Consider the following 23,054-nt stretch of genomic DNA (forward strand, 5'->3'; position numbering starts at 1 on the left):
CATAGAGATGATCACCGACACAATTCGGGGCCGGTACGTAAACCTTCCGATGTGCGACATGGAGTGCGAAACCACAATGTGCCTGGTGCTCACCGTCGATCTGGCCCATGTCGCCTTCACCCGCTTCACGGTGCCCGCCGACGAAGGGCCCACCGGCGAAGGACGTGCCGGTGAGTGGCTGAGCGAGGAGCGGCCGATCGGCTTCGCCGCGACCCAGATCGTCCCGTCGTGGACCGCGCGCACCCCGCCGGGCGCGTGGATCGAGATCGCGCTGCGCGCCACGACCGCCTCCGGCGACCGCACCAAGTGGTACGTCATGGGCCGCTGGTCCGAGCACGGCGCCCCGCGCACCTCGGTGCCCGGCCAGGGCGACGAGCACGGGGACGTGGCGGTGGACACGTTCGTGGCCAGGCAGCCGGTGACGGCCTACCAGGTGCGGGTGACGCGGCACGGCGACGGCGCCCGGGTGACCGGGCTGGGCGTGATGGCCTCGGCGCTGCCGCGGCTGCCGCCCGCGCCGAGCACGCCGGGCCCCGGCGGCGCCGTGGAGCTCGCGGTGCCGCGGCGCTCGCAGCACGCGCACGCCGGGCACCACGTGCGCTACGACGGCGGTGGCGTCAACTGGTGCAGCCCGGCCTCGGTCGCCATGGTGCTGTCCTACTGGGACCGCGGGCCCGCGCCCGGCGAGCTGGCCTGGGTGGGCGACGGCGATCCGGCCCCGGCCGTGGACCACGCGGCGGCGGGCACGTACGACGAGAGCTACCAGGGCACCGGCAACTGGCCGTTCAACGTGGCGTACGCGGGGCGGTTCGGGCTGTCCGGGTTCGTGACGCGGCTGCGGTCGGCGGCTGAGCTGGAGCAGTTCGTACGGGCCGGCATCCCGGTGATCACGTCGCAGTCGTTCAAGGTGCACGAGTTGCCCGGATCCTGCTACTCCACCAGCGGCCACATCCTGGTCGTCACCGGTTTCACCACCGGGGGCGACATCGTGGTGAACGACCCGGCCGCGCCCCGCGACGCCGAGGTCCGGCGGGTCTACCCGCGGGCCGCGTTCGAGCACGTGTGGCTCAGGAGCTCGGGCAGCGGCGGCATCGCGTACGTGCTCCATCCCCCTGACGTTCCTCTTCCTCCTTGTACCAACGGCAATTGGTGAGTTCGATGAGCATTCGACCGATCGACGTGGCCCATATCGACGGCGGCCCCCAGTGGGTGGAGGCGGTGGCCACGCCCTCCGGTGTCGAGGTCTGGTGGGACGAGCCGCGCCCGCACGAGGGCGGCAGGCGCTGCGTGGTGCGCCGCCTGCCGGACGGCTCCCGTGTCGACGCGCTCCCGCCGGGCTGGAACGCCCGCAACCGGCTCGTCGAGTACGGCGGCCGCTCCTGGCGCCCGCTGCCCGGCGGCGGCCTGGTCTTCACGAACTGGGCCGACCAGCGCCTGTACCGGCTGGACGGCGGCGATCCCGTGGCGCTCACCCCGGAGGGCCCGTCGCGCTACGGCGACCTCTACCTGCCGCCGGGCAGGGACGAGGTGTGGGCGGTCAGGGAGCTCGCCGACGTGCGGGACCTGGTGGCGGTGCCGCTGGGCGGCGGCCCGGTGAGGGTCATCGCCAAGGCCCAGCATTTCCTGATGAATCCCCGTATCTCCCCCGATGGCCGGTGGGTGGCCTGGATCGGCTGGGACCACCCGAACATGCCGTGGGACGGCACCGAGCTGTGCGTGGCCCCGCTGTCCGGGGACGGCACGGCCGGGCCGTACGAGGTGGTCGCGGGCGGCCCGAGCGAGTCGGTGTTCCAGGCCGAGTGGCGCGACGACACGAGCCTGTACGCGGTGACGGACCCGACCGGCTGGTGGAACGTACACCTCGTCCCCCTGGACGGATCCCCCTCCCGCAACCTCACCCCGATGGAGCTGGAGTTCGGCGCGGCGGCCTGGAAGCCGGGCCTGACCTGCCTCGCCGTCGCCGGGGACGGCCGCCTGGCCGTCGTCTACGGCACCGCCGACCACCGGCGCCTGGGCGTGCTGGACCCCGCGACCGGCGACCTGCGGGAGATCGGCGGCGCGGCCACCCACTGGTCGTCGACCGTGTCGGCCGCGGACGGCAAGGTGGCGGCGGTGGGGGCGACGCCGTACACGCCGCTGGAGGTCACGCTGGTCGGCCTGGACGACGGCGCGCACGAGGTGGTGTCGCCGCGCAAGGCGCTGCCGGACCGCGACCTGCTGCCCACCCCGGAGGCCGTGACGGTCGAGGGCGTGCACGCGCACCTGTACCCGCCGTCCGGGGTGCAGGGGCCCGGACCGTACGTGATCTTCGCGCACGGCGGCCCCACCGGGAACCTGCCGGTCATGCTCGACCTGGAGATCGCCTACTTCACCAGCAGGGGCATCGGCGTGGCCGTGGTGAACTACGGCGGCTCCACCGGCTACGGCCGCGCCTACCGGGAGCGGCTGCGCCACCAGTGGGGCGTGGTGGACGTGCACGACTGCGCCAAGGTCGCGCGCGGCCTGGTCGAGCTGGGCCGGGCCGACGCCGCCAAGCTGGCCGTCAGGGGCGGCAGCGCGGGCGGCTGGACCACGGTGGCGGCGCTGGTGCACAGCGACGTGTTCGCGGGCGGCGTGGCCCACTACGCGATCACCGACCCGGAGAGCTGGGCGGCCGAGACGCACGACTTCGAGTCGCGCTACCTGGACGGGCTGGTGGGCCCGCTGCCGGAGACCCGGCAGCGCTACACCGAGCGCTCCCCGCTGCTGAACGCCTTCCGCGCCTCGGGCCCGTGCCTGATGCTGCACGGCCTGGAGGACGCCATCGTGGACGTCTCGCAGGCCGAGCGGTTCACCGCCGAACTGGACAGGCACGGCAAAGAGTGGGCCCTGCTGACCTTCCCCGGCGAGCAGCACGGCTGGCGCAGGGAGGAGACTGTCGTCGCGGTGCTGGAGGCCGAGCTGGCCTTCTACGGGCTGATCTTCGGCATGGACACACCGGAAGTGCCGCCGCTTGCGTTGAAGGGGAGAGCATGAAGAGCGTTGCCGAGATCTGCTCGGATCTGATCCGGTTCGACACCACGAACCCGGGCTCCGGCGAGCGCCCGGCCGCCGAGTACGTCGCCACGCTGCTGGCCGACGCGGGCCTGGAGCCGGTGGTGTTCGAGTCGGCGCCCAAGCGGACCACGGTCGTGGCCAGGATGGACGGCGACTCGCCCGACGCGCTGCTCGTGCACGGCCACCTCGACGTGGTGCCCGCCGACCCGGCCGAGTGGCGGATGCACCCGTTCTCCGGGGAGATCGAGGACGGCTGCGTGTACGGGCGGGGCGCGGTCGACATGAAGGGCTCGTGCGCGATGACCCTGGCCACCGTGCTCGGCATGCGGGCCAGGGGCGAGCGGCCCAGGCGGGACCTGGTGCTGGCGTTCCTCGCGGACGAGGAGGCCACCGGCGACTACGGCTCGCGGCACGCCGTGATGGAGCACCGGGAGCTGTTCGACGGGGTGAGCGAGGCCATCAGCGAGTCGGGCGGGTTCAGCGTGGACTCGCAGGGGCACCGGGTGTACCCGATCGCGGTCGGCGAGCGCGGCACCGCCTGGATGAAGCTGACCGCGCACGGCGTGGCCGGGCACGGGTCGCGGCCGGCCGTGGACAATCCGGTCGCGACGCTGGTGCACGCGTTGTCGCGGGTGGCCGCGTACCAGTGGCCCGTGCGGCTGACGCCGACGGTCGCGGCGCTCGTCCAGAGCCTGTCGGAGATCACCGGGCAGCCGATCGACCTGGACCGGCTGGACGCCGAGGCGGCCCGGCTCGGGCCGCTGGGCAGCCTGTTCAAGAGCCAGATCCGCAACTCGGCGAACCCGACCATGCTCGACGCCGGGTACAAGGTCAACGTCGTGCCCTCCACGGCCTCCGCCCACGTGGACGGGCGGTTCATGCCGGGGATGCAGGAGGAGTTCCTGTCGACGATCGACGAGCTGCTCGGGCCGAAGGTGACCCGCGAGTTCGTGAACCTGGAGGACGCGCCCGACGCCCCGTACCCGTCGGCCTTCTTCGACGAGCTGGCCGGGGCGCTGGTGGCGGAGGACGGGATGGCGCGACCGGTGCCGTACGTGATGGCCGGGGGCACGGACGCCAAGTCGTTCGCCAGGATCGGGATCAAGGGGTACGGGTTCGCGCCGCTGATGCTCCGGCCCGATCTGGACTACTTCGGGATGTTCCATGGGAAGGACGAGCGCGTGCCGGTGGAGGGGCTGGAGTTCGGCACCCGGGTGCTGACCCGCCTGTTCGCCTAGGTCGTCCGGACGTCACGCCGCCGTACGGGCGGGCGGGCCGAACCACGTGGCAAGGGCGCCGGCCGCCTCGCCCGGCTCGCCCGCCCAGGCGACGTACCCGTCGGGCCGCACCAGCATCGCGCTCGCCCCGCCATCGGCGCGTCCCGGTCACCGGGCCCGCCGTCGAACTCGATGGTCGCGATCTCCCCCGGCACCAGCGACAGGTTCACCAGCCCGCCGGGCCCGCGCAGCGACGACGTCACCAGGGACGGATCGGCCAGCTCGGCGACCGCCGTCCGCCCGGTCATGGTCGGCGGCGTGCCGTCGAACGCGAACCCCGCCCGCCTGCGCACCACGCTGCGCCCGCCGTCGCAGCCCACGAGGTACGCCCCGCGCACGACCTGCCCGCCGGCGAGCGTGGCCGAGGCGGCGGACTCGTCCTGCGCGACGTCCGTCACCGCGCGTCCCTGCCGGATCCGCACGCCCATCGCGGCGGCGCGCTCGGCGAGGATCTCCTCCAGCCGGTCCTGCCTGAGCATGACGTACGCGGCGCCGCCCGCCGGGTCCAGCAGCGGCAGCCCGGCGAAGTGGCCCCTGATCTGCCCCTTGCGCAGGATCTCCAGCATCAGCGCGACCACGTCGGCCCCGGCGGGGTCCTGACGCTCCCCGGCCGGCGCGTCGAGCATCTCCCACTGGGCCCGCTCGACCGGCTCGACCAGCCCGCGCAGGGCCAGTGACTGCACCGTACGGGCGTTGAGCGAGCGCAGCCCCAGGCTGCGCGTCCTGCGCTCCTGACCGTCGGCCGCCTCCAGGACCAGCGGGTCGGCTCCGGCCAGCTTGAGCTCGCAGGCCAGCAGCAGCCCGACAGGCCCGCCGCCGACGAGGACGTCGCACATGGCCCGACGCGAGCCGCTGAACAGGGAGAAGGTCCTCGACGCGGCCTTGGCGCTGGCCGACGAGGAGGGCCTGGACGGCCTGTCGATGCGCCGCCTGGCCAAGGTGCTCGGCGTGGAGGCGATGTCGCTCTACAACCACGTCTCGAACAAGGCCGACCTGCTCGACGGCATCGCGGAGCGGGTGTTCGCCCAGGTGGAGCTGCCGGATCCGGAGCTGCCGTGGCAGGAGCAGATCCGGTCGGCGGCGCTGAGCATGTACCGGGCCTTCCGCCGCCACCCTGTGGTGCCGCTGGCGCTGGTGACCGACCGCTCCAACCCGACCTCCGTGCCCGCCATGTCGCGGGTGGACGCCCTGGTGGGGGCCCTGTACGCGGGCGGGTTCGACGAATCACCGAGATGAACCCCGTCGCGCTGCCGCACTTCAGCCGGCTGCTGCGGTGGGCGCGGGGCGGGGGCGTCGATCCGGAGGCCGACTTCGCACAGGCCCTCGACCTGCTGATCAGAGGCCTGGAGAGCGAGCTCCCCTGACGGTGGCCCCGGGACGCCCGGTCCAGCGCCGATGCTGGGCGGCGAGCACCGGACGGGGCCGGATAACGTCAAGCTGAGGCATTTCGCTATATATAGCCGATATGCCGGGTTTTGCTGAGGGTGAGCGCGAGGAGGATGGTTGGCCGGGTCGTTCGGCACGTTGCTGCGGAGCTTGCGGCACGCCGCGAAGCTGACGATCGAGGAGCTGTCCCACGCGTCGGGCGTGAGCGTGCGGGCGATCGGCGACATGGAGCGCGGCGCGAGCCGGGGGCCGCAGCGGCGTACCGTGGAGGCGCTGGCCGACGCGCTGCGGCTCGGCGACGAGCAGCGGGCGGCGCTGTCGGAGGCCTCCCGGGCGGGCCGTCCCCGGCCCGCCGAGGCGCCGGTGGCCGGGGCCTGCGAGCTTCCGCGCGGCGTCGGCGACTTCACCGGACGCACGCGAGAGCTGCTCGTCCTGGACCGTCTCGCCGCCCGCGCCACCGGCTCCGCCCTCCCCCACCGCACGGACGGCCCGGCCCACGACGGCACCACCACCGGGCCGGGCGGACGTCGCGATGCCGATGGAGGGGACGGTCCAGGCGACCCTGACGGGCCAGGCATCCGGGCGGACAGCGACGACACGGTTGCCGTCGCGGGCCACCCCGCTGACGAGGCCGCGAGCCGGGGCACAGGCGCGGGCACAGGCGCGGGCGCGAGCACGAGTGCGGGCACAGGCGCGATTGCGGGCACGGGTGCGGGTGCCGGGGGCGGGCGTGGGGCGGCGGTGGTGGTGGCGGTCTGCGGGGCTGCGGGGATCGGGAAGACGGCGCTGGCGGTGCAGGCCGCCGGCCGCCTGGCCCCCGCGTTCCCCGACGGCCGCCTCTACCTGGACCTGCGCGGCATGGACGCGGTCCCGGTCCCTCCCTCTACAGCCCTGTCGGTGCTGCTGAAGGCGCTGGGCATGCCCGACCGGCGCATCCCGGCCGACGAGGAGGAGCGCGCCGGCCAGTACCGGGCCCTGCTGCGCGAGCGGCGCTGCCTGATCATCCTGGACAACGCGGCGAACGAGGCCCAGGTCCGCCCGCTGCTGCCCGCCGAGGGGCCGGGCATGACGATCGTCACCAGCCGCCGCCCGCTGGCCGGGCTGGAGGGGGTGCACCGGATCCCGCTGGCGCACCTGGCCGCGGACGAGTCGGCCACGCTGCTGCGCGCGATCGTCGGCGACCGGCGCGCCGCGGCCGACCCGGACGGCCTCGCGCAGGTGGCGCGGCTGTGCGGGAACCTGCCGCTGGCCCTGCGCATCGCGGGCAACCGGTTGCAGAGCCGCCCCGCCTGGACGCCGGGACAGCTCGCCGCCCGGCTCGGCGACGAGGGCCGGCGCGTGGAGTCCCTGGCCGCCGGGGACCTGTCGGTCGCCACGGCCTTCGCGCTGTCGTACCGGCAGCTCTCCCCGCAGGCCCGGCGGAGCTTCCGCCGCCTCACTCTGGCCGCCGGGCCCGGCTTCGGGGCGCCGCTGACGGCGGTCCTGGCCGAGCTGGGCCCGTTCGCCGCCGAGGACGCGCTGGAGGAGCTGGTGGACCTCGGCCTCCTGCAGTCGCCGCACGCGGGCCGCTACCGCTTCCACGACCTGGTACGGCTGTTCGCCCGCGCCCGCCTGGCCGAGGAGGAGCCCATCGAGGCGCACCGGGAGGCGCGGCGGCGGATGGACGACTGGCTGCTGGAGGTCGCGACGGTCGCCGGGCGCTGGTTCGAGCCGGGTTACGGCGCGCCCCCGCCGGGCTGGAGCTCCCTGGTGGAGCTGGGCAGCAGGCAGGCGGCCGAGGACTGGCTGCGGCTGGAGGACCAGGCCTGGCTGGCCGCGCTGCGCCAGGCGGCCCGCCGCGGGGAGCACGCCCGCGTGGTCGAGGTGGCCGAGGCCATGCACTGGTTCTCGGACCTGTGGATGCACTGGGGGCACTGGCCGGAGGTGTTCGAGCTGTCCTGCGCCGCCGCCCGCGCCCTGGGCGAGCCCGTCCTGGAGGCGGTGCACCTCAACTACCTGTCGTGGGCGCAGACGTACTGCCTGGCCCGCTTCGAGGAGGCCGAGGCGACCGCGCTGCGGGCGATGCGCCTGGCCGGCGAGGCGGGCGACGTGCGCCAGCAGGGGTGGTCGCTCACCTACGCCACCTGGGCCCTGTGGCACCTGGACGACCCCGCGCGCAAGGAGACGGCGCTGGGCTACGCCCGGCAGGCGGCGGCGTACCTGCTGGAGGCGGGCGACACCGAAGGCTACGCCCACGCCGCGCTCAGCGTCGCCAGCAGCCTGCACCGGCTCGGCCGCGTCGAGGAGTCCCTGGAGCACAACCTGCACATGATCACCCGGCTCGGCGACCCGGCCTTCGGCGGCGACCAGGAGCTGATCACGCAGGCGCTCGGCGCGGCGCTGGACGGCGCGGGCGCCGACTACCTCGCCCTCGGCCGCTGGCAGGAGGCCGCCGACCACTACACCCGGGCGCTGGAGCGGATGCGCACCCGCCCGATCGGCCGGTCGATGGCGGTGTCGCTGATCGGCCTGGGCAAGGCGCTGGCCCGCCTCGGCCGGGTGGAGGAGGCGCGGGCGGCGTTCCAGGACGCGGTGGAGCTGTACGAGAGCGCCGGTGACGGCGTCCGGGCGGCGCGGACGCGCAGGCAGCGCGACGAGGCGATCACGGGGACACGAACCGCTCGATGAAGGCCAGGGCCGTGCCGCACACCTCGCGCCAGCCGCCGTCCACGATCAGCGAGTGACCGCGGCCGGGGAGCTCGGCGATCTCGGTGCGGTGGTGCGCGTTGCGGGACTGCCGCTCGTAGGCGGCGCGGGTGAGGGCCCACGGCGCGGTGCGGTCCAGCTCGCCGGAGATCATCAGCAGCGGTCCCCGGGCAGGGGCGGCGGCGTCCGCCTCCCGGTCGTTCCACGGGTCGAGCGCCGCCGCCCGCGGCTGCGGCACGCCCGGGGCGGGGACGGCGAACCGCTCGTGCAGCCACCTGGCCTCCTCCTCGCCGACGGCGTTGGCGAAGGAGTACCGGAACTGGTCGTAGGTGAGCGGAACGGCCCGGCCGGCGTTCCCGGCCCCGCCGGCGTTCCCGGCCCCGCCGGCGCTGACAGGCGGGCCGGCGCCACCGGGCAGTGGTGCGGGTGCAGCACCGGGCCCGGCGGCGCCTTCGGTACGGGCGGCGGCGTGCAGCGGGGAGATCGGCAGCGGCAGGACGCCGCACCCGGGTGCGGGGCCGATGGCGACGGTGGCGGCGGCCAGGCCGTTCCCGGCGAGGAGCTGGGCGAGCAGGCCGCCGAAGGAGTGGCCGACGACGACGGGCCTGCGCTCCAGGCGGCCGATCAGGTCCGCGACGTGCCCGGCCACCTGCCCCACCGTCCAGGGGACGGGCGGCACTCGCCCCGCCTCCCGCGACGCAGGCGGGACGTGCCCCGCGGTCCGGGAACCCGGAGGCACGGGCCGTCCCTCCCGGAACGCGGGCGCGAGGTGCCCAGCGGTCCGGGGGGACGTCTCCTGCCCGCCTGCGGACGTGCCCGGCGGGTCCTCGGGCCAGTCTGGGAACACCGCCTCGAACCCCGCCTCGCCGAACACCGCCGCCCAGCGGTCCCAGCTCCGGGGCAGCAGCCACAGGCCGTGCAGGAACACGACCGGGACGCGGCCCGCGGCGTTGACGCGCTCGACCTGCGCCACCCCGGACACCCCGGCCTGCGCCACCCCGGACGCCCCCATCCGGGCCGTACCGGGCGCCCCTATCCGGGCCGTACCGGGCGCCCCGGCCTGCGTTCCGGCCTGGGCGGGGGCAGGCGGCTCCGGATGGCGGGGCATGAGGGCGAGTCCTCCCGAACGCGGGTCAGGGTCAGCGGGCCGCGAGCGCCCTGCGGAGGGTGCCGGCGGCCAGCTCGATCGCCGCGCCCGCCCCGTGCGTCTCGCGCAGCGCGTTCAGCATGACGAAGTCGTGGATGACCCCCTGGAAGCGCACGGCGGTCACCGGCACGCCGGCCGCGCGCAGCCTGCCGGCGTACGCCTCGCCCTCGTCGCGCAGCACGTCGGCCTCGGCGGTGATGACCAGCGCCGGGGGCAGCCCGGCGAGCTGCTCGGCGGTGGCGCGCAGCGGGGAGGCGGTGATCTCGGCGCGCCGGCCGGGGTCGGTCGTGTACTGGTCCCAGAACCACTGCATGCCGTCGCGCCGCAGGAAGTACCCCTCGGCGAACTCCTGGTAGGAGCCGGTGTCGAAGGAGGCGTCCGTCACCGGGTAGAAGAGCACCTGCTGCCGCAGCTCCAGGCCCCCGCGCTCCTTGGCCATGAGCGTCAGGGCGGCGCTCATGTTGCCGCCGACGGAGTCGCCGGCCACCGCGATCCGCGACGGGTCCAGGCCCTTGCCCGCGCCCTCGGTGACGACCCAGCGGGCGACGGCCCAGTTCTGCTCGATGGCGACCGGGTAGCGGTGCTCGGGCGACAGGTCGTACTCGGGGAAGACCACGGCGGCGCCGGCGCCGGTCGCGAGCTCGCGTACCAGGCGGTCGTGGGTGTGGGCGTTGCCGAACACCCAGCCCGCGCCGTGGATGTAGATGATCACGGGCAGGTCGCCCGTCAGGCCCGCGGGGCGGACGATGCGCGCCCTGACCTCACCGGTCGGGCCGCCGGCGACGGCCACCCACTCCTCGTCCACGGGGAGCAGGTCGACCGGCCCCGACTGGGCCTCGTCCACGGCCTTGCGGCCCTCGGCCGGCGGGAGCTGGAAGAGGTACGGGGGCTGCGCGGTGGCGTCGGCGAAGGCCTGCGCGGCCGGTTCCAGGACGGGCTTGCTCATATGCCACTCCAAATACGACAAACAGTGCTTTTTCGGTGCACTGCCATCCAAGCAACCGCCCGTCTCCCGCACGAGGCAGAACAACAGGCAGAAGTGGCGACTGCTGGTGCTTCCGCCTCGTGCCCGCCGCACCCGCCCGGTTGGATACCCGATGTCAGCGCGGCCGCCCGCCCCCGCGGCCGTTCCCTGTCAGCTCGGCCGCCCGACCCGGCGGCCGTTCCCTTCAAGCGCTCATGAGGAGCACGTCCATGACCGACAGCGCCCCCACCCCGACCGTCGTCCTCGTGCACGGCGCGTTCGCCGACGCCGCGAGCTGGTCCGGCGTCATCGCCGAGCTCCAGCAGCACGGCGTGCCCGTCGTCGCCCCGCCGAACCCGCTGCGCGGCCTGTCCGCCGACGCGGCCTACATCGCGTCGGTGGCCGCCCAGATCGAGGGCCCCGTCGTCCTCGTCGGCCACTCCTACGGCGGCGCGGTCATCACCGTGGCCGGCGTCGCACCGAACGTCACGGGCCTCGTCTACGTCGCCGCCTACGCACTGGAGCAGGGCGAGAGCCTGGGCGAGCTGCAGGGCCGGTTCCCCGCCTCGCCGCTGGTCTCCTCCCTGCGGCAGGCGACCTACCCGGTCGAGGGCGGCGATCCCGCGGTCGAGGTGACGATCGTGCCCGAGGCGTTCCCCGGGATCTTCGCCGCGGACCTGCCCGCCGAGGACACCCGCGTCCTGGCGGTGACCCAGCGCCCGCTCGCGGCCGGCGCCTTCGCCGAGACCGCGACGGCCGCGGCCTGGCGGTCGAAGCCCTCCTGGGCCGTCGTCGCGGGCGCCGACCAGGCGATCAACCCGGAGGTCGAGCGGTTCGGGGCCCAGCGGGCGGGGGCGAGGACCGTCGAGCTCGACGGCGCCTCGCACGCCGTCGCGCTCTCGCGGCCGAAGGAGGTCGCCGCCGTGATCCTGGAAGCGGTCCGCGCCGCCGCGTGACGGCCTGGCGGGCGCCGGCGGACGCGCCCTGGCCGCGCTGCCGCGGCACCCCGACCGCGGGCCCACCCCACCGTGGGCCCACCCCAACGTGGGCCCACCCCACCGTGGCCCCGCCCCACCGTGGCCCCGCCGCACCGCGGCCCCGCCGTACCGTGGGCCCGCCGCCTGTCAGGCGAACTTGCTCTTCGGCCGCTCCTGCAGTTCGCCGTCCACGTACACGTCGAGCTTCTCGTCGTAGAACGCGATCAGCCCGGCCACCTTCGTGCTCTCGGGCAGCGGCGTCCGGTACGACCACGCCAGGTCCTTCTTGCCGTTGACCGCCCAGTACTCGGCCGTGCCCTTGTACGGGCAGTGCGTGGCGGTGCCGGTCGGCTCGAGCAGGTCCAGCCGCACGTCGGTCTTCGGCAGGTAGTACCGGGTGGGCAGGCCGGTCTCGAAGAGGATGCGCGGGCTGCGGGAGTCGGCCACGGTCACGCCGTCGACCTCGATCCGCACGTGCCGCGAGCTGGCCAGGATGTCCACCCTGGTGTACGGGTCGCGCGCGTGGAAGAACACCTCCTCGTCCTCCTCGAACCAGGCGTCCATCGCGTCCCACTCGAAGCGGACGTGCCCCCGGATCTGCTCCAGCGGCGACTCCGGGTAGGCCAGGGCCGCGTCAGCGGCCTCGGCGGTGCCCGAGGTGACGGTGTAGACCACCGCGTCGCCCCTGCTCGGGGAGCGCTTGGTGGCTCCGGTGGCCTTCAGCGCGGACTCGTCCACGTCGTCCAGCGGGAAGTAGTAGGTGGGATAGTACGGAACCTCCCACACCAGCAGGGCGGAGGTGGTGTCGGCCACCACCCGGCCGCCCAGATAGGTCCGCACGCGCTTGGCCGTGCGCTCGACACGCACCCGGCCGCGGTTCGTGGCATCCATGTTCGCGCCAACCCCGCCGGCCGCGCTCCTATTCCACGGGTACGGGCTCAGCCCAGGCCGAAGGCGCTCAGCGTCGCCCAGGTCGTGAGGGTGCCGGCCACCGCCCCCACGGCGACCTGGGCCCAGGTGTGGTGCGTGAGGCGTACCCTCGCCCAGCACACCAGCCCCACGACGGCGGCCCCGGCGATCGCGGTCGGCCACGCGGGCAGGACGTGGGTGAGCACCACGACCGTGCCGGCGGAGACGGCGGCGTGGAAGGAGATCTTCCAGCGCAACGTGATCGGCACGGTCACGCCCAGGGCGGCCAGCATGGCCGTCACGGTGGCGACGAGCAACGTCGGCGCGCCCATCGCGACCAGCAGCGCCAGCGCCACCAGCACGGCCGCCACGGCCGCGAGCAGCGGGCCGGTACGGCGGGTGCGGTCCACGATGTGGTGGGAGTCGAGCTTGCCCGACCGCACGCCCACCGCGATCACCGCCGCCGGCACCCCGCCGCAGAACGCCGACGCCACCAGCCCCCAGGCCGCCCCGGACCATCCCTGCGCCAGCAGGCCGACGAGCGGCGGCATGACGATCACCAGCACCTGCGGTGCCAGCACGTTCGTCACCCGTCTTGCCACCAGGTCGGCCGTCATGTCAGGAAAGATTACGCGATCATGGCACCCGCGCCGCGCAACGGGGCCACGTGGCGGGGGGTGGCGGCGGCCGGTTTCCTCGCTAGTGGCCCGTGCGGCGGCGGTGCCGGGCCGGGCGGTCCTGGGCGGGGGACGGCTCCGGGCGGGAGGGCGCGTCGGGGCGCGGCTGCGGCGTGAAGAAGTCGCCGCGTGCGGCGCTGACGTCCTCACGAACGGAGGGCGCGGGTGGCGAGGAAGGCGCGGAAGGCGCGAAGGGCGCGGGTGGCACGGAAAGGCCGGGGGACGGCGAAGGCGCGGTCCCGCGGTGGCCGGGCGGCGCCGCGTGGGGCTGCGGCGCGAAGAACCCGTCGTCCTCGTCGTGATCGGCCTGCCGGGAGAAGAACCCGTCGCGATCGGCCTGCCGGGAGAAGAACCCGTCGTCCTCGGTGTCCTGCGCTCCGAAGAAACCCTCACCCCGCCGGGACGCCTTCGCCCGCGGCCCCCGCTCCGGGCCGACGCCGGCATGATCCTCCTCGGCGGGCGCCTCCGCCGGCCGCCGCGACGCCGTGAGGGCGGCCAGGGCCGTCGTGATGGGAACGGCCGCGATGAGCCCCAGCGTGCCCACGATGCTGCGGACGATCTCCTGCGCGATGACCGGCGTCGACATGACCTCGCCCAGCGGCTGCTCCCCGATGCTGAACAGCAGCAGCAGCGGCAGCGACGCCCCCGCGTACGCCAGGATGATGGTGTTGATCACCGAGGCGATGTGCGCGCGCCCGATCCGGCTCGCGGCCCGGTAGAGCTTGGCGAAGCCGTACGACGGGTTGGCGTGGGCCAGCTCGGCCACCGTCACCGACTGCGTGACCGTGACGTCGTCGAGCACTCCCAGCGCGCCGATGATGATGCTGGCCAGCAGCAGCCCCTGCGTGTCGATGGACAGGCTCATGTCCAGGGCCAGCGCGCTGTCGTCGGTGACCCCGTTGAGCCGGGCGAACCCCAGCGCCGCGTACGACAGCCCCCCGGTGAGCGCCAGGCTGGCCAGCGTCCCGAGCACGGCCACGGAGGTGGACAGCGAGAAGCCGTGCGTCAGGTAGAGCACCGCCAGCATGATCGCCGCCGCGCCCACGATGGCCACCAGCATGGGCGGCCGCCCCTCCAGGATGCCGGGGATCACGAACGTCAGCAGCAGCACGAACGTGACCGCCAGCCCCACCAGCGCCGTCACGCCCCGCCACCGCCCGAAGGCGATCACCGCCAGCGCGAACGCCGCCCCGAACAGCCACAGCGGCACGGCCCGGTCGTGATCGGAGATCTGGTACGCGCCGTCGGCCCCGCGCAGCAGGATCACCTCGTCGTCCACGGCGAAGTGCTGCGCCCCCGGCCCGCCGGGCAGGCGGAGCTCGACGTCCTGACCGGCGTCGGGCCCCTCGCCGACCTTCACGACGGCGTTCCCGCAGGTGGCGGGGTCGGGCTGGGGCGAGCCCTCGACGGCGGCGGGGCAGGTCCTGAGCGTGACGCCGACGACCGTGCCGGTCAGCCGCTGCACGCCGGACTGCGCCGGGGCGGCGTCCGTCCCGCCGGCCGGCCAGAGCCACACCAGGGCGATCAGCGTGACGACGGCCAGCGGCACCAGGACGGCCAGGCCGGCCACCACCGTGCGCCGCGAGCTGGGGACGGCGGTGCCGTGCGCGTGGTTGGCGCCCATCGCGTGAAAGGTCCTCCTCGGTATGCGGGACTAGAGGGGTGACGAACTAGGACAGTTGTACTGCACGCGACCTCACAGGGTAGGCCAGATGCCATGACACGGCTGGTGGGCACCTCCGGGTGGCAGTACAAGGACTGGCGCGGGGTCCTGTATCCGGAGGGCGTGCCGCAGCGGCTCTGGCTGGAGACGTACGCCGCCGAGTTCGCCACCGTGGAGAGCAACAACGCCTTCTACCGGCTGCCCAGCCAGGAGTCGTTCGCCGCCTGGCGCGAGCGTACGCCGCCCGGCTTCGTGATGGCGGTGAAGGCCAGCAGGTTCCTCACCCACATCAAGCGGCTGGAGGAGCCGGAGGAGCCGGTCGCGCGCCTGATGGGCGCCGCCGCCGGGCTGAAGGAGAAGCTCGGCCCGATCCTGCTGCAGCTCCCGCCGACGCTGAGGGCCGACCCGGGCAGGCTGGACCGGTGCCTGGGCTGCTTCCCGCCGGAGGTGCGGGTGGCGGTGGAGCCGCGCCACGACTCGTGGTGGACGGAGGAGGTGCGGCAGCTCCTGGTCGCGCGCGGGGCCGCCCTGTGCTGGGCCGACCGGCTGGGCAGGCCGGTGAGCCCGCTGTGGCGTACGGCCGGCTGGGGTTACGTGCGCCTGCACCAGGGCCGTTCCGGCTGGGAGTACGGCGAGAGCTCGCTGCGGACCTGGGCCGCCCGGGTGCGCGAGGCGGGCTGGCAGGACGCCTGGGTCTACTTCAACAACGACCCGGGAGGGGCGGCCGTGCGGAACGCCAGGCGATTTGTCAGACTCGGCTAGTGCACACGCGGCTTTACCGGAACGGCGTCCTGGAGAAGGAAGGCTTCCCGATCGAGGAGGTCTCCGACCACGTGGCGGACCCGGCGAACGCGGTCTGGTTCGACCTGTGCGCCCCGTCGCCCGATCGGCTGGCCGTGATCGGCGAGGAGCTGGGGCTGCACGAGCTGGCGGTGGAGGACGTGCTCACCGACCATCAGCGGCCGAAGGTGGACGTCTACGACAACCACCTGTTCATCACCGTGTACGGCCTGCACCTGGAGGAGGGCCGGATCGTCCCCGTCGAGGTGAACGTCTTCGTCACCGCCAACGCCCTGGTCACCGTGCGGGAGAGCGACCGCTTCGACATCGGCGGGGTGGTCAGGCGCTGGGACGCCGCCTCCCGCATGGCCGGCCACGGGGTGACGTTCCTGCTGCACGGCCTGCTCGACTACGTCGTGGACCAGCACTTCGACCTGGTGCAGGATCTCGACGGGCAGGTCGAGGCGATGGAGGAGGCGCTGTTCGTGCAGGGCGTGCGCGACAGCAGGGCGCTGCAGCACTCCATGTACGTGCTGCGCAAGGACACCACCAAGCTGCGCAGGCTCACCTTCCCGATGCGCGAGGTGGTCGGCACCCTGCTCCGCCGCGACCAGGACCTCATCGCCGACCCTGTCATGAAGCCGTACTTCGAGGACGTCCACGACCACGTCCTGCGCGTCACCGAGTGGGTGGAGTCCATCCGCGACATGCTGGCGAACGTCCGCGAGACGCGCCTGTCGCAGCAGGGCTTCCGGCTGAACGAGATCATGAAGCGGGTGACGAGCTGGGCCGCGATCATCGCCGTGCCCACCGCGATCACCGGCTTCTACGGCCAGAACGTGCCCTATCCGGGGTCGGGGACGCCCGTCGGCTTCTGGACGTCCTCGGTGCTGGTGGCGCTGGCCTCAGCGGGCCTGTACGCGGTGTTCAAGAAGAAGGACTGGTTGTAGGGCCGCGAAGGTGCCGGGGCACGGCCTGCTCGTGACCTGCCGGGTGAGCGCGAGCGACAGCCGCACCTCGCCGGCGCCGGAGGCCGGGTAGAGGGGCAGGCAGCGCCCGCCCGAGATGACCGTCCTGCGGCCGATGGAGGTCGTCAGCAGCGACAGCTCCTCGTACGTGGCGGGCTCGGCGAGCCGCAGCAGCCACAGGCCGCCCGGCAGGCGCGCCCGCTCGCCCTCCACCGCGTAGTAGTCGAGCACGCCCTCGTTGACCGAAACGACGGCCCGCATGGTGAAGCGCGGGCCGTCCACGGTGAAGAGCTCGGCGGAGGGAGCCCTGTAGACGGAGTGCACGTAGCCGATCCCGAACCCCCGGGTGATGGGGAGCCCGTTGACGGTGAGGCGCCCGGCGCCGTCGCCGGTGCCGAGCGCCGCCACCGCCGCGAGCGCCAGGAGCAGGCGGATCAGCCCTTCTCCTTGTAGTAACGCGCGGCCCCCGGGTGCAGCGCGACCGGCTCCACCTGCTGTCCCATCGCCGGGTCGAGCTTCTGGGCCTCCGGGTGCACCTTCGCCAGCTCGGACTTCTTCTCGAACAGGGTCTTGGTGATGTCGTAGGCGAGCTGCTCGTTCATCGAGTCGGGCACCAGCAGCACGTTCGCGATGCCGACGGTCTGGAGCTTGCCGGGCAGCTTGTAGGTGGCGTCCATGTCCACGTTCAGCGCGACGTACTGCTGCCCGTACGTGGACTGCATCTTGGCCAGCACGTCGCCGGTGTCGAGCATCTTCATGTCGGGCTTGCTGGTGGCCAGGTCGGTGATGCCGGCGGTGGGCAGGCCGCCGACCCAGAAGAACGCGTCGATCGTGTCGTCCTTGACCGCCTGCACGGACTCGTTGATCGAGAGCTGCTGCTTGGTGATGTCGGTGTCGGGGTTCAGCCCGGCCGCCTCCAGCATGCGCCTGGCCACGACCTGGGTGCCGGAGTTGGCGGGGCCGAGCGAGACGCGCTTGCCCTTCAGGTCGGCGACCTTGGTGGCCTGGACGCCGGGGGCGACCACGACGTGCGTGTAGTTGTCGTAGATGCGGGCGATGGCCTTGACGGGCTGCTTGGCGGTGAAGGTGTCCTTGCCGTTGACCGCGTCGGCGGCCGTGTCGGACTGGGAGAACCCGATGTGCGCCTTGCCCGAGGCCAGCAGCTTGATGTTCTCGACGGAGGCCGAGGTGACGGACGCGGTGGCCCGGGTGTCGGCGATGTTCGCCGACAGCTGCTGGGCCAGGCCGCCGCCGTAGACGTAGTAGACGCCGGTCGTGCCGCCCGTGGCGATCGACAGCCGGTTGCCGGAGCCGCCGCCGGCGCCACCGCCGCCGCAGCCCGCCGCCAGGACGGCGGCGGCGACGATCGTGAGTATCCGCTTCACGCTGCTCTCCTTCTCCTGCTTCTGATGAGGTGCATGACGGCGGCCACGGCCAGCACGGCCAGACCGGCGACGATGGGGACGGGCTCGAGGAACAGCAGCAGGACCGCGGCCACCGCCGCCAGCAGCCGCTCCGGCAGGGCGGCCAGCCCGCCGGTGGCGATGGCCAGCGCGGCCACCGCGACGGCCGAGACCGCGGTCATGAGCAGCACGGTGCCGATCGGCCCCTGCCCGAGCAGCGCCTGCCCGTTGGGCGTCAGCACGAAGGCGAACGGCACCAGGAAGGCCGGCAACGTGTAACGCCAGGTCATCATCATGGTCTTGTACGTGTTGCCGCCGGTGATCGCGGCCGCCGCGACCGCGGACAGCGCCGTGGGCGGGCTCACCTCCGACAGCACCGCGTAGTAGAAGACGAACATGTACGCCTCGGGCCTGGTGACGCCGAGGTCGAAGAGCGCCGGCCCGATGATCACGGCCGCGATGATGAAGCTGGCCGTCACCGGCACGGCCAGGCCCAGCAGGAGCACCGCGATCGCGGCCATGACCGTGGTGATGATCAGGTTGCCGGCGCCGATGTCCACGATGATGTCGGCCAGGTTCTGGCCGAGCCCGGTCAGCGTGATCGCGCCGACGATGATGCCGGCCGCCGCGCAGACCGCGGTCACCGGCAGCACCTCCAGCGCGCCCTTGGCCAGCGCCTGCCCGATCCGCTTGGGCCCCATCCGGTGCGCGGGGTCCAGGAACGACAGCAGGAACGCGACCGCCGTGGCGATCACCACGGACTGGAACGCCGACCGGTTCATCGCCATCAGCACGACGATGAGGATCAGCGAGCTGAAGTGGTAGCCGAAGCGCAGCAGCAGCCGCCCGGCCCTGGGCGCGTCCACCTGCACGGCGTGGGTGCCGAAGCGGCGCGAGTCGATCTCGATGGCCAGGAAGATGCCGAGGTAGTACAGCAGCGTGGGGATCGTGGCGTACAGCAGCACCTGGAGGTAGCTGACCCCGAGGTACTCGGCGATGATGAACGCCGCCGCGCCGAGCGTGGGCGGCGACAGGATGGCGCCGATGCCGCCGGCCGCGAGGATGCCGCCGGCGGGCTCCTTGGGGTAGCCGGCCCGCCGCAGCACCGGCCAGGCCACGCTGCCCAGGCTGACCGTGGTGGCCACGCCCGAGCCGGACACGGTGCCGAGCAGGAAGCCGGCGGTGGTGACGGTGCGGCCGGGGGCGGCGCGGGATTTACGGAAGGCGGCGAAGCTGAGGTCGATGAAGAACTTGCTGGCGCCCGAGTAGTCGAGCACCGCGCCGTAAATGGTGAACAGGATGATGTAACTGGCCGCCACCTGCATCGGCACGCCGAAGAAACCCTCGGTGCCGGTGTAGAGCTGCGACACGATTTGCCCGATATCAAACCCGATATGCCCGATAGTCCAATCAATCGGTAGATATGAGCCGTAGTACGCATAAATCAGGAAAACGATACAGATGATGGCGAAAGCCCAGCCGACCGTGCGCCGTACCGCCTCCAGCAGCAGCACCGTCAGCACCACGCCCGCCACGATGTCCATGTCCGTCAGCGCCGCGCCCGAGCCCCGGTCGCGGAAGGCGTCGATGTCCAGCAGCGGGTAGAGCAGCACCGCCAGCGACGCCGCCGCCAGCGCCCAGTCGAGCCCGCTCGGCCACTCCACCCGCGGCCCATCCCCCTGCGGCCCATCCGCCGCGACGACGCGCTCCGGCCGCGGCCGGAGGCGCCGCAGGAGGCGCCGCACGTACGGCGCCGTCCCGGAGCGGTAACAGAGGAAGACCAGCGGCAGCGCCACCGCCAGGAACGTCATCCGGTGCTCGATCGCCTCGACCGGCCGGAAGACCACCATCAGCGAATACGCGGAAAGCAGCCCGCCCACGATCCACACGCCGAGTTTGAGCGGCCCGCCCAATTGCCGCGCCGGACGTTCCTGCTCGTGGGCCGAGACCAGTTCGGCCTCACGATCGCTCAGCTCGGTCAAGTGCGTCCTCCCCGACACGGCGTTGGAGGGACTTTACGAGCCGTTTACGTGATCAGGGAAGCCTCTGTTATGCATTTGATTTCCGCTCGTCAGCCGAACGGTCGTGATCGCGCGGCCAACTGCTCGATCGGCACCTCCCCCACCTGGCTCCCGTCGCGCAGCCGCACCGCCGCTCCCCCGCCCGCCAGCTCGCGCGGCCCCACCACGAGCTGGTACGGCACCAGCCGGTGCGCCCTGATCCTGGCCCCGAGGCTGCCCCGGCCGGCGGGCACCAGCTCCGCCCGCAGACCGGCCTCCACGCACCGGCGCAGCACCTGCTCGGCGCCGGCGTGCTCGGCGTCCGACAGCGGCAGCACCACCGCCTGCACGGGCGCCATCCAGGCGGGGAAGGCGCCGCCGTGCACCTCGATGAGGTGGGCGACCAGGCGCTCCAGGCCGCCGACCACGCTGCGGTGCACCATCACGGGCCGCTCGCCGCCCGGGTGACGCAGGTCGAAGCGCTCGGGCTGGAAGTAGTCGACCTGGACGGTCGACAGGGTCGACTCGCGGCCGGCCGGGTCGGCGATCTGGATGTCGATCTTCGGGCCGTAGAAGGCCCCCTCGCCGCGCTCCTCGTCGCAGGCGCGGCCCCGCTCCTTCAGCACCTCCCGAAGCACCGACTCCGAGCGCGCCCACATGGCGGGGTCGTCCACGAACTTCGCGCCCTCGCCGCGCAGCGACAGCCGGTAGCGCGCGGCCCGGATGCCGAGCCGCTCGTGCGCGGCCTCGATCAGGTCGAGCGCGGCCGACACCTCGGCGGCGGCCTGGTCGGGCGCGCAGAACACGTGGCCGTCGTTGAGCTGGATGGCCCGCACCCTGGTCAGCCCGCCCAGCACGCCCGACAGCTCCGAGCGGTACATGCCGCCCAGCTCGGCGATGCGCAGCGGCAGCTCGCGGTGGCTGCGCTGCCGGGAGCGGTAGACGATCGCGTGGTGCGGGCACAGGCTGGGCCGCAGCACGAACTCCTCCCCGCCCACCTCCATGGGCGGGAACATGTCCTCGGCGTAGTGCGCCCAGTGCCCCGAGCGTTCGTACAGCTCGCGTTTGCCCAGCACCGGCGAGTTGACGTGCTGGTATCCGTTGCGGCGCTCCAGCTCGTGCACGTAGTCCTCGACGGCCTTGCGCACGGCCGCGCCGGCGGGCAGCCAGAAGGGCAGGCCGGCGCCGATCAGCGGATCGGTGTCGAAGATGCCCAGCTCACGGCCGAGCCTGCGGTGGTCGTTCATGATCATCCTTTCCGTGGAAAGGGCGAACGACCAGCAGTCCCGGGCGTCCGCCCGGGAAGCATGCAGTCAGCGCGCCGGGACGGTGTCCGGCGTCGACGTGACGGAGGCGCGCTGCATGTGCACGACCATAGCATCCGGCCCCGCGTAGATCTTCGGCATGGAAAACGCCAACTGATATAAAAGCACCGTGGCCCAGATCACCGTGGACGTGCGCCAGCTCCAGGCGTTCGCCGAGGTCGGCTACCAGGTGGCGGGCGGCGGGGGCGCGCACGGGGCGATGGCGGCGCTGCGCCGCGTGGTCCCGCTCGACGCCTACGAGTTCGTCGCGTACGACCCCGCGACCGGGCGCCACCACAGCGTGATCTCCGACGGTCACGCGCGCATCGACCGCGACGCGGCCGAGGAGTACGCCGGGCTGGCGGCCTACCGCAGGGCCATCGCCACCCGGGCGCCCGTTCCCATGCCGGAGCCGGACACCGAGCGGTACTTCCGCCGCCACCTCGCCCCCTACGGCTGGCGGGCCGGGCTGACGGCGCCGCTGTTCCTGAGCGAGGGCCGCTACACGGGGCTGCTGCACCTGGCCTCCAGGCAGGCGTTCCCGGGGCTCACGGGCGCGCTGGTGGCGGCGCTCAGCCCGATGCTGGCGCACGTCACCGACCTGAGCAGGTGCGTGATCGATCCGGTGGGGCTGCCGCCCGGCTTCCGCGCGGTCGCCTACGACCGGGTGGGCACGCGGCGCGAGGTGCCGGGGCACGAGGTCTCCGCCGCGCTGTGGGACGATCCGGCGATGGCCGCGTACGCGCGGTCGTTCATCGACTCGCGCGAGCTGAGCCGGCACGGGCTCTGGCCGGGCGCCGACGGGCGCTGGCACGAGGTGCGGCTGCTGCGGGCCGGCGTGGGGTTCCAGGGGACTCTGCAGGGGGCCGTGGCGGCCGAGCGGCGCTGCCCCCTGCCGTACGACCTGACGGGGCGTGAGGTGGACGTGCTGACCCGGGTGGCGGCGGGTGACTCCAATCCGCAGATCGCGGCCGCGCTGGTGCTCAGCGTCCGCACCGTGACCACGCATCTGGAGCACATCTTCGCCAAGCTGGGCTGCGACAGCCGCACCCGCCTGACCACCAAGGCCCTGGCCGAGGGCCTGTGCCGCCTCGATCTCTGAGCGGCCTCAGCGGGCCTGGTTCACCACCAGCCCCAGTCGTCCCAGCCGCCCCAGCCGCCGCCCCACCAGCGCCTGCGTCCGCGGCAGCGGCGACGCCAGCGGCGACGGCGGCAGCGGCCGCCTCCGCCTTCGTGGATGCCCGAGATTCCAGCCATGACTCCTCCCCCGCATCATCACTCCCTCGTACTCCACGATAGCTATGCAAATCGCCCTAAACCATGACATATCCACTCATTTCGCCAGGGTTTGACGGCGACTTCACCACGTAAAACCAAGCACCCGGAAGGCCGCGCGGCCCCCGTCCCTCCGGCGTCCGGAAGTCGCGATAAAAAAGTTCCGGGGGCGTGTCCTTCCGCGCTCGTCCCGTTCGTAGACATGGCGACGCGGCACTCCGGCCGCGCGAGACGACAGGGAGACCGGCATGAAGTACATGCTGCTGATCAACAGCCCCGCCACCGAGAGCGACGCCGAGACGGCCTCGTTCGAGGAGTGGGTGGCCTACGACAAGACCGTCAGGGAGTCGGGCGTGTACGTCGCGGGCGAATCGCTCGCCGACCTCACCACCGCCACGACCGTCCGCGTCAACGCGTCGGGCGAGCCCACCGTCACCGACGGGCCGTTCGCCGAGACGCGGGAGATCCTCGGCGGCTTCTACGTCATCGACGTGCCCGACCTCGACGTCGCCCTCGACTGGGCGGCCCGCTGCCCCGGGGCGCGCGGCGGCGGCTCCGTCGTGGTCCGCCCGGTCGCCGAGTTCGACTGAGCCGGGGGCTGTG

At 73.4% G+C, this 23,054-nt stretch carries 22 protein-coding genes; 11 read left to right on the plus strand and 11 right to left on the minus strand.

Annotated elements, in window-relative coordinates:
* Positions 1-76: 76 nt before the first annotated feature.
* From HD597_RS30800 to HD597_RS30810, 3 genes are read left to right on the plus strand one after another with little or no spacing between them, the layout of a single operon-like run.
* Entirely contained in the window at positions 77-1,153 is a 1,077-nt protein-coding gene (locus HD597_RS30800; RefSeq protein WP_253759546.1) for a C39 family peptidase, read from the plus strand.
* A gap of 5 nt (positions 1,154-1,158) precedes the next feature.
* Positions 1,159-3,015, plus strand: a complete 1,857-nt coding sequence (locus HD597_RS30805) for a dipeptidyl-peptidase 5 (protein ID WP_253746518.1) — start codon at positions 1,159-1,161, stop codon at positions 3,013-3,015.
* A complete protein-coding gene (locus HD597_RS30810) occupies positions 3,012-4,274 on the plus strand; it encodes a M20/M25/M40 family metallo-hydrolase (RefSeq protein WP_253746519.1) in 1,263 nt (420 codons plus the stop codon). Before HD597_RS30805 ends, HD597_RS30810 begins: the two co-directional genes overlap by 4 nt.
* Here the strand turns inward: HD597_RS30810 and HD597_RS30815 are convergent.
* Positions 4,271-5,149: an FAD-dependent monooxygenase gene (locus HD597_RS30815; RefSeq protein ID WP_253746521.1), complete on the minus strand. Its 879-nt coding sequence runs from the start codon at positions 5,147-5,149 to the stop codon at positions 4,271-4,273. The two genes, HD597_RS30810 and HD597_RS30815, sit on opposite strands and share 4 nt — an antisense overlap.
* Between HD597_RS30815 and HD597_RS30820 the strand changes: the two genes are divergently transcribed.
* From HD597_RS30820 to HD597_RS30825, 3 genes are all read left to right on the plus strand, one after another.
* Positions 5,148-5,549, plus strand: coding sequence for a TetR family transcriptional regulator (locus HD597_RS30820; RefSeq protein ID WP_253746522.1), 402 nt, complete (start codon positions 5,148-5,150; stop codon positions 5,547-5,549). The two genes, HD597_RS30815 and HD597_RS30820, sit on opposite strands and share 2 nt — an antisense overlap.
* A complete protein-coding gene (locus tag HD597_RS64860; RefSeq protein ID WP_276083065.1) occupies positions 5,546-5,677 on the plus strand; it encodes a hypothetical protein in 132 nt (43 codons plus the stop codon). Before HD597_RS30820 ends, HD597_RS64860 begins: the two co-directional genes overlap by 4 nt.
* Positions 5,678-5,816: 139 nt before the next feature.
* Positions 5,817-8,366, plus strand: a complete 2,550-nt coding sequence (locus tag HD597_RS30825; protein WP_253746523.1) for a tetratricopeptide repeat protein — start codon at positions 5,817-5,819, stop codon at positions 8,364-8,366.
* On the opposite strand, the gene HD597_RS30830 is transcribed toward HD597_RS30825, so the two are convergent.
* Positions 8,341-9,492 (minus strand): alpha/beta hydrolase, encoded by a 1,152-nt coding sequence (locus HD597_RS30830; protein ID WP_253746524.1) that lies wholly within the window; start codon positions 9,490-9,492, stop codon positions 8,341-8,343. The genes HD597_RS30825 and HD597_RS30830 overlap by 26 nt on opposite strands.
* 31 nt (positions 9,493-9,523) lie before the next feature.
* Positions 9,524-10,477: an alpha/beta hydrolase gene (locus tag HD597_RS30835; protein WP_253746527.1), complete on the minus strand. Its 954-nt coding sequence runs from the start codon at positions 10,475-10,477 to the stop codon at positions 9,524-9,526.
* A gap of 248 nt (positions 10,478-10,725) precedes the next feature.
* On the opposite strand from HD597_RS30835, the gene HD597_RS30840 reads away from it, so the two are divergent.
* Entirely contained in the window at positions 10,726-11,451 is a 726-nt protein-coding gene (locus HD597_RS30840) for an alpha/beta fold hydrolase (protein ID WP_253746529.1), read from the plus strand.
* Positions 11,452-11,619: 168 nt separating this feature from the next.
* On the opposite strand, the gene HD597_RS30845 is transcribed toward HD597_RS30840, so the two are convergent.
* The 3 genes from HD597_RS30845 to HD597_RS30855 form a co-directional block, all read right to left on the minus strand.
* Complete coding sequence (locus HD597_RS30845; protein WP_253746531.1) at positions 11,620-12,363, minus strand: DUF427 domain-containing protein; 744 nt, start codon at positions 12,361-12,363, stop codon at positions 11,620-11,622.
* Positions 12,364-12,410: 47 nt separating this feature from the next.
* The gene (locus HD597_RS30850) at positions 12,411-12,998 is read right to left on the minus strand and encodes a hypothetical protein (protein ID WP_253746533.1); all 588 of its coding nucleotides are present in this window, start codon (positions 12,996-12,998) and stop codon (positions 12,411-12,413) included.
* Between the two features lie 82 nt (positions 12,999-13,080).
* Entirely contained in the window at positions 13,081-14,682 is a 1,602-nt protein-coding gene (locus HD597_RS30855) for a YibE/F family protein (protein WP_253746534.1), read from the minus strand.
* A 93-nt stretch (positions 14,683-14,775) separates the two neighbouring features.
* Here HD597_RS30855 and HD597_RS30860 point away from each other — a divergent pair, with 93 nt between their 5' ends.
* The gene (locus tag HD597_RS30860; RefSeq protein WP_253746535.1) at positions 14,776-15,483 is read left to right on the plus strand and encodes a DUF72 domain-containing protein; all 708 of its coding nucleotides are present in this window, start codon (positions 14,776-14,778) and stop codon (positions 15,481-15,483) included.
* Entirely contained in the window at positions 15,483-16,451 is a 969-nt protein-coding gene (locus HD597_RS30865; protein WP_253746536.1) for a magnesium transporter CorA family protein, read from the plus strand. The genes HD597_RS30860 and HD597_RS30865 overlap by 1 nt, the downstream gene beginning before the upstream one ends.
* Here HD597_RS30865 and HD597_RS30870 read toward each other — a convergent pair.
* The 4 genes from HD597_RS30870 to thrS all read right to left on the minus strand — a co-directional run bounded on the left by HD597_RS30870 (position 16,407) and on the right by thrS (position 21,185).
* Positions 16,407-16,877 carry a DUF1850 domain-containing protein gene (locus tag HD597_RS30870; RefSeq protein WP_253746537.1) on the minus strand — a complete coding sequence of 157 codons (471 nt, stop codon included), beginning with the start codon at positions 16,875-16,877 and terminating at the stop codon, positions 16,407-16,409. The two genes, HD597_RS30865 and HD597_RS30870, sit on opposite strands and share 45 nt — an antisense overlap.
* 26 nt (positions 16,878-16,903) lie before the next feature.
* Complete coding sequence (locus HD597_RS30875; protein WP_253746540.1) at positions 16,904-17,854, minus strand: TAXI family TRAP transporter solute-binding subunit; 951 nt, start codon at positions 17,852-17,854, stop codon at positions 16,904-16,906.
* The gene (locus tag HD597_RS30880; protein WP_253746541.1) at positions 17,851-19,854 is read right to left on the minus strand and encodes a TRAP transporter permease; all 2,004 of its coding nucleotides are present in this window, start codon (positions 19,852-19,854) and stop codon (positions 17,851-17,853) included. Before HD597_RS30880 ends, HD597_RS30875 begins: the two co-directional genes overlap by 4 nt.
* Positions 19,855-19,943: 89 nt before the next feature.
* Complete coding sequence (gene thrS, locus HD597_RS30885) at positions 19,944-21,185, minus strand: threonine--tRNA ligase (RefSeq protein ID WP_276084301.1); 1,242 nt, start codon at positions 21,183-21,185, stop codon at positions 19,944-19,946.
* A gap of 121 nt (positions 21,186-21,306) precedes the next feature.
* Here thrS and HD597_RS66025 point away from each other — a divergent pair, with 121 nt between their 5' ends.
* Positions 21,307-22,278, plus strand: a complete 972-nt coding sequence (locus HD597_RS66025) for a helix-turn-helix transcriptional regulator (protein WP_253746544.1) — start codon at positions 21,307-21,309, stop codon at positions 22,276-22,278.
* Positions 22,279-22,298: 20 nt separating this feature from the next.
* On the opposite strand, the gene HD597_RS64870 is transcribed toward HD597_RS66025, so the two are convergent.
* Positions 22,299-22,433 carry a hypothetical protein gene (locus tag HD597_RS64870; protein ID WP_276083066.1) on the minus strand — a complete coding sequence of 45 codons (135 nt, stop codon included), beginning with the start codon at positions 22,431-22,433 and terminating at the stop codon, positions 22,299-22,301.
* Positions 22,434-22,699: 266 nt separating this feature from the next.
* Here HD597_RS64870 and HD597_RS30895 point away from each other — a divergent pair, with 266 nt between their 5' ends.
* A complete protein-coding gene (locus tag HD597_RS30895; protein ID WP_253746545.1) occupies positions 22,700-23,041 on the plus strand; it encodes a YciI family protein in 342 nt (113 codons plus the stop codon).
* The last annotated feature ends 13 nt before the right edge of the window (positions 23,042-23,054 follow it).

It is taken from the genome of Nonomuraea thailandensis (assembly GCF_024172165.1).
Classification (GTDB): Bacteria; Actinomycetota; Actinomycetes; order Streptosporangiales; family Streptosporangiaceae; genus Nonomuraea; species Nonomuraea thailandensis.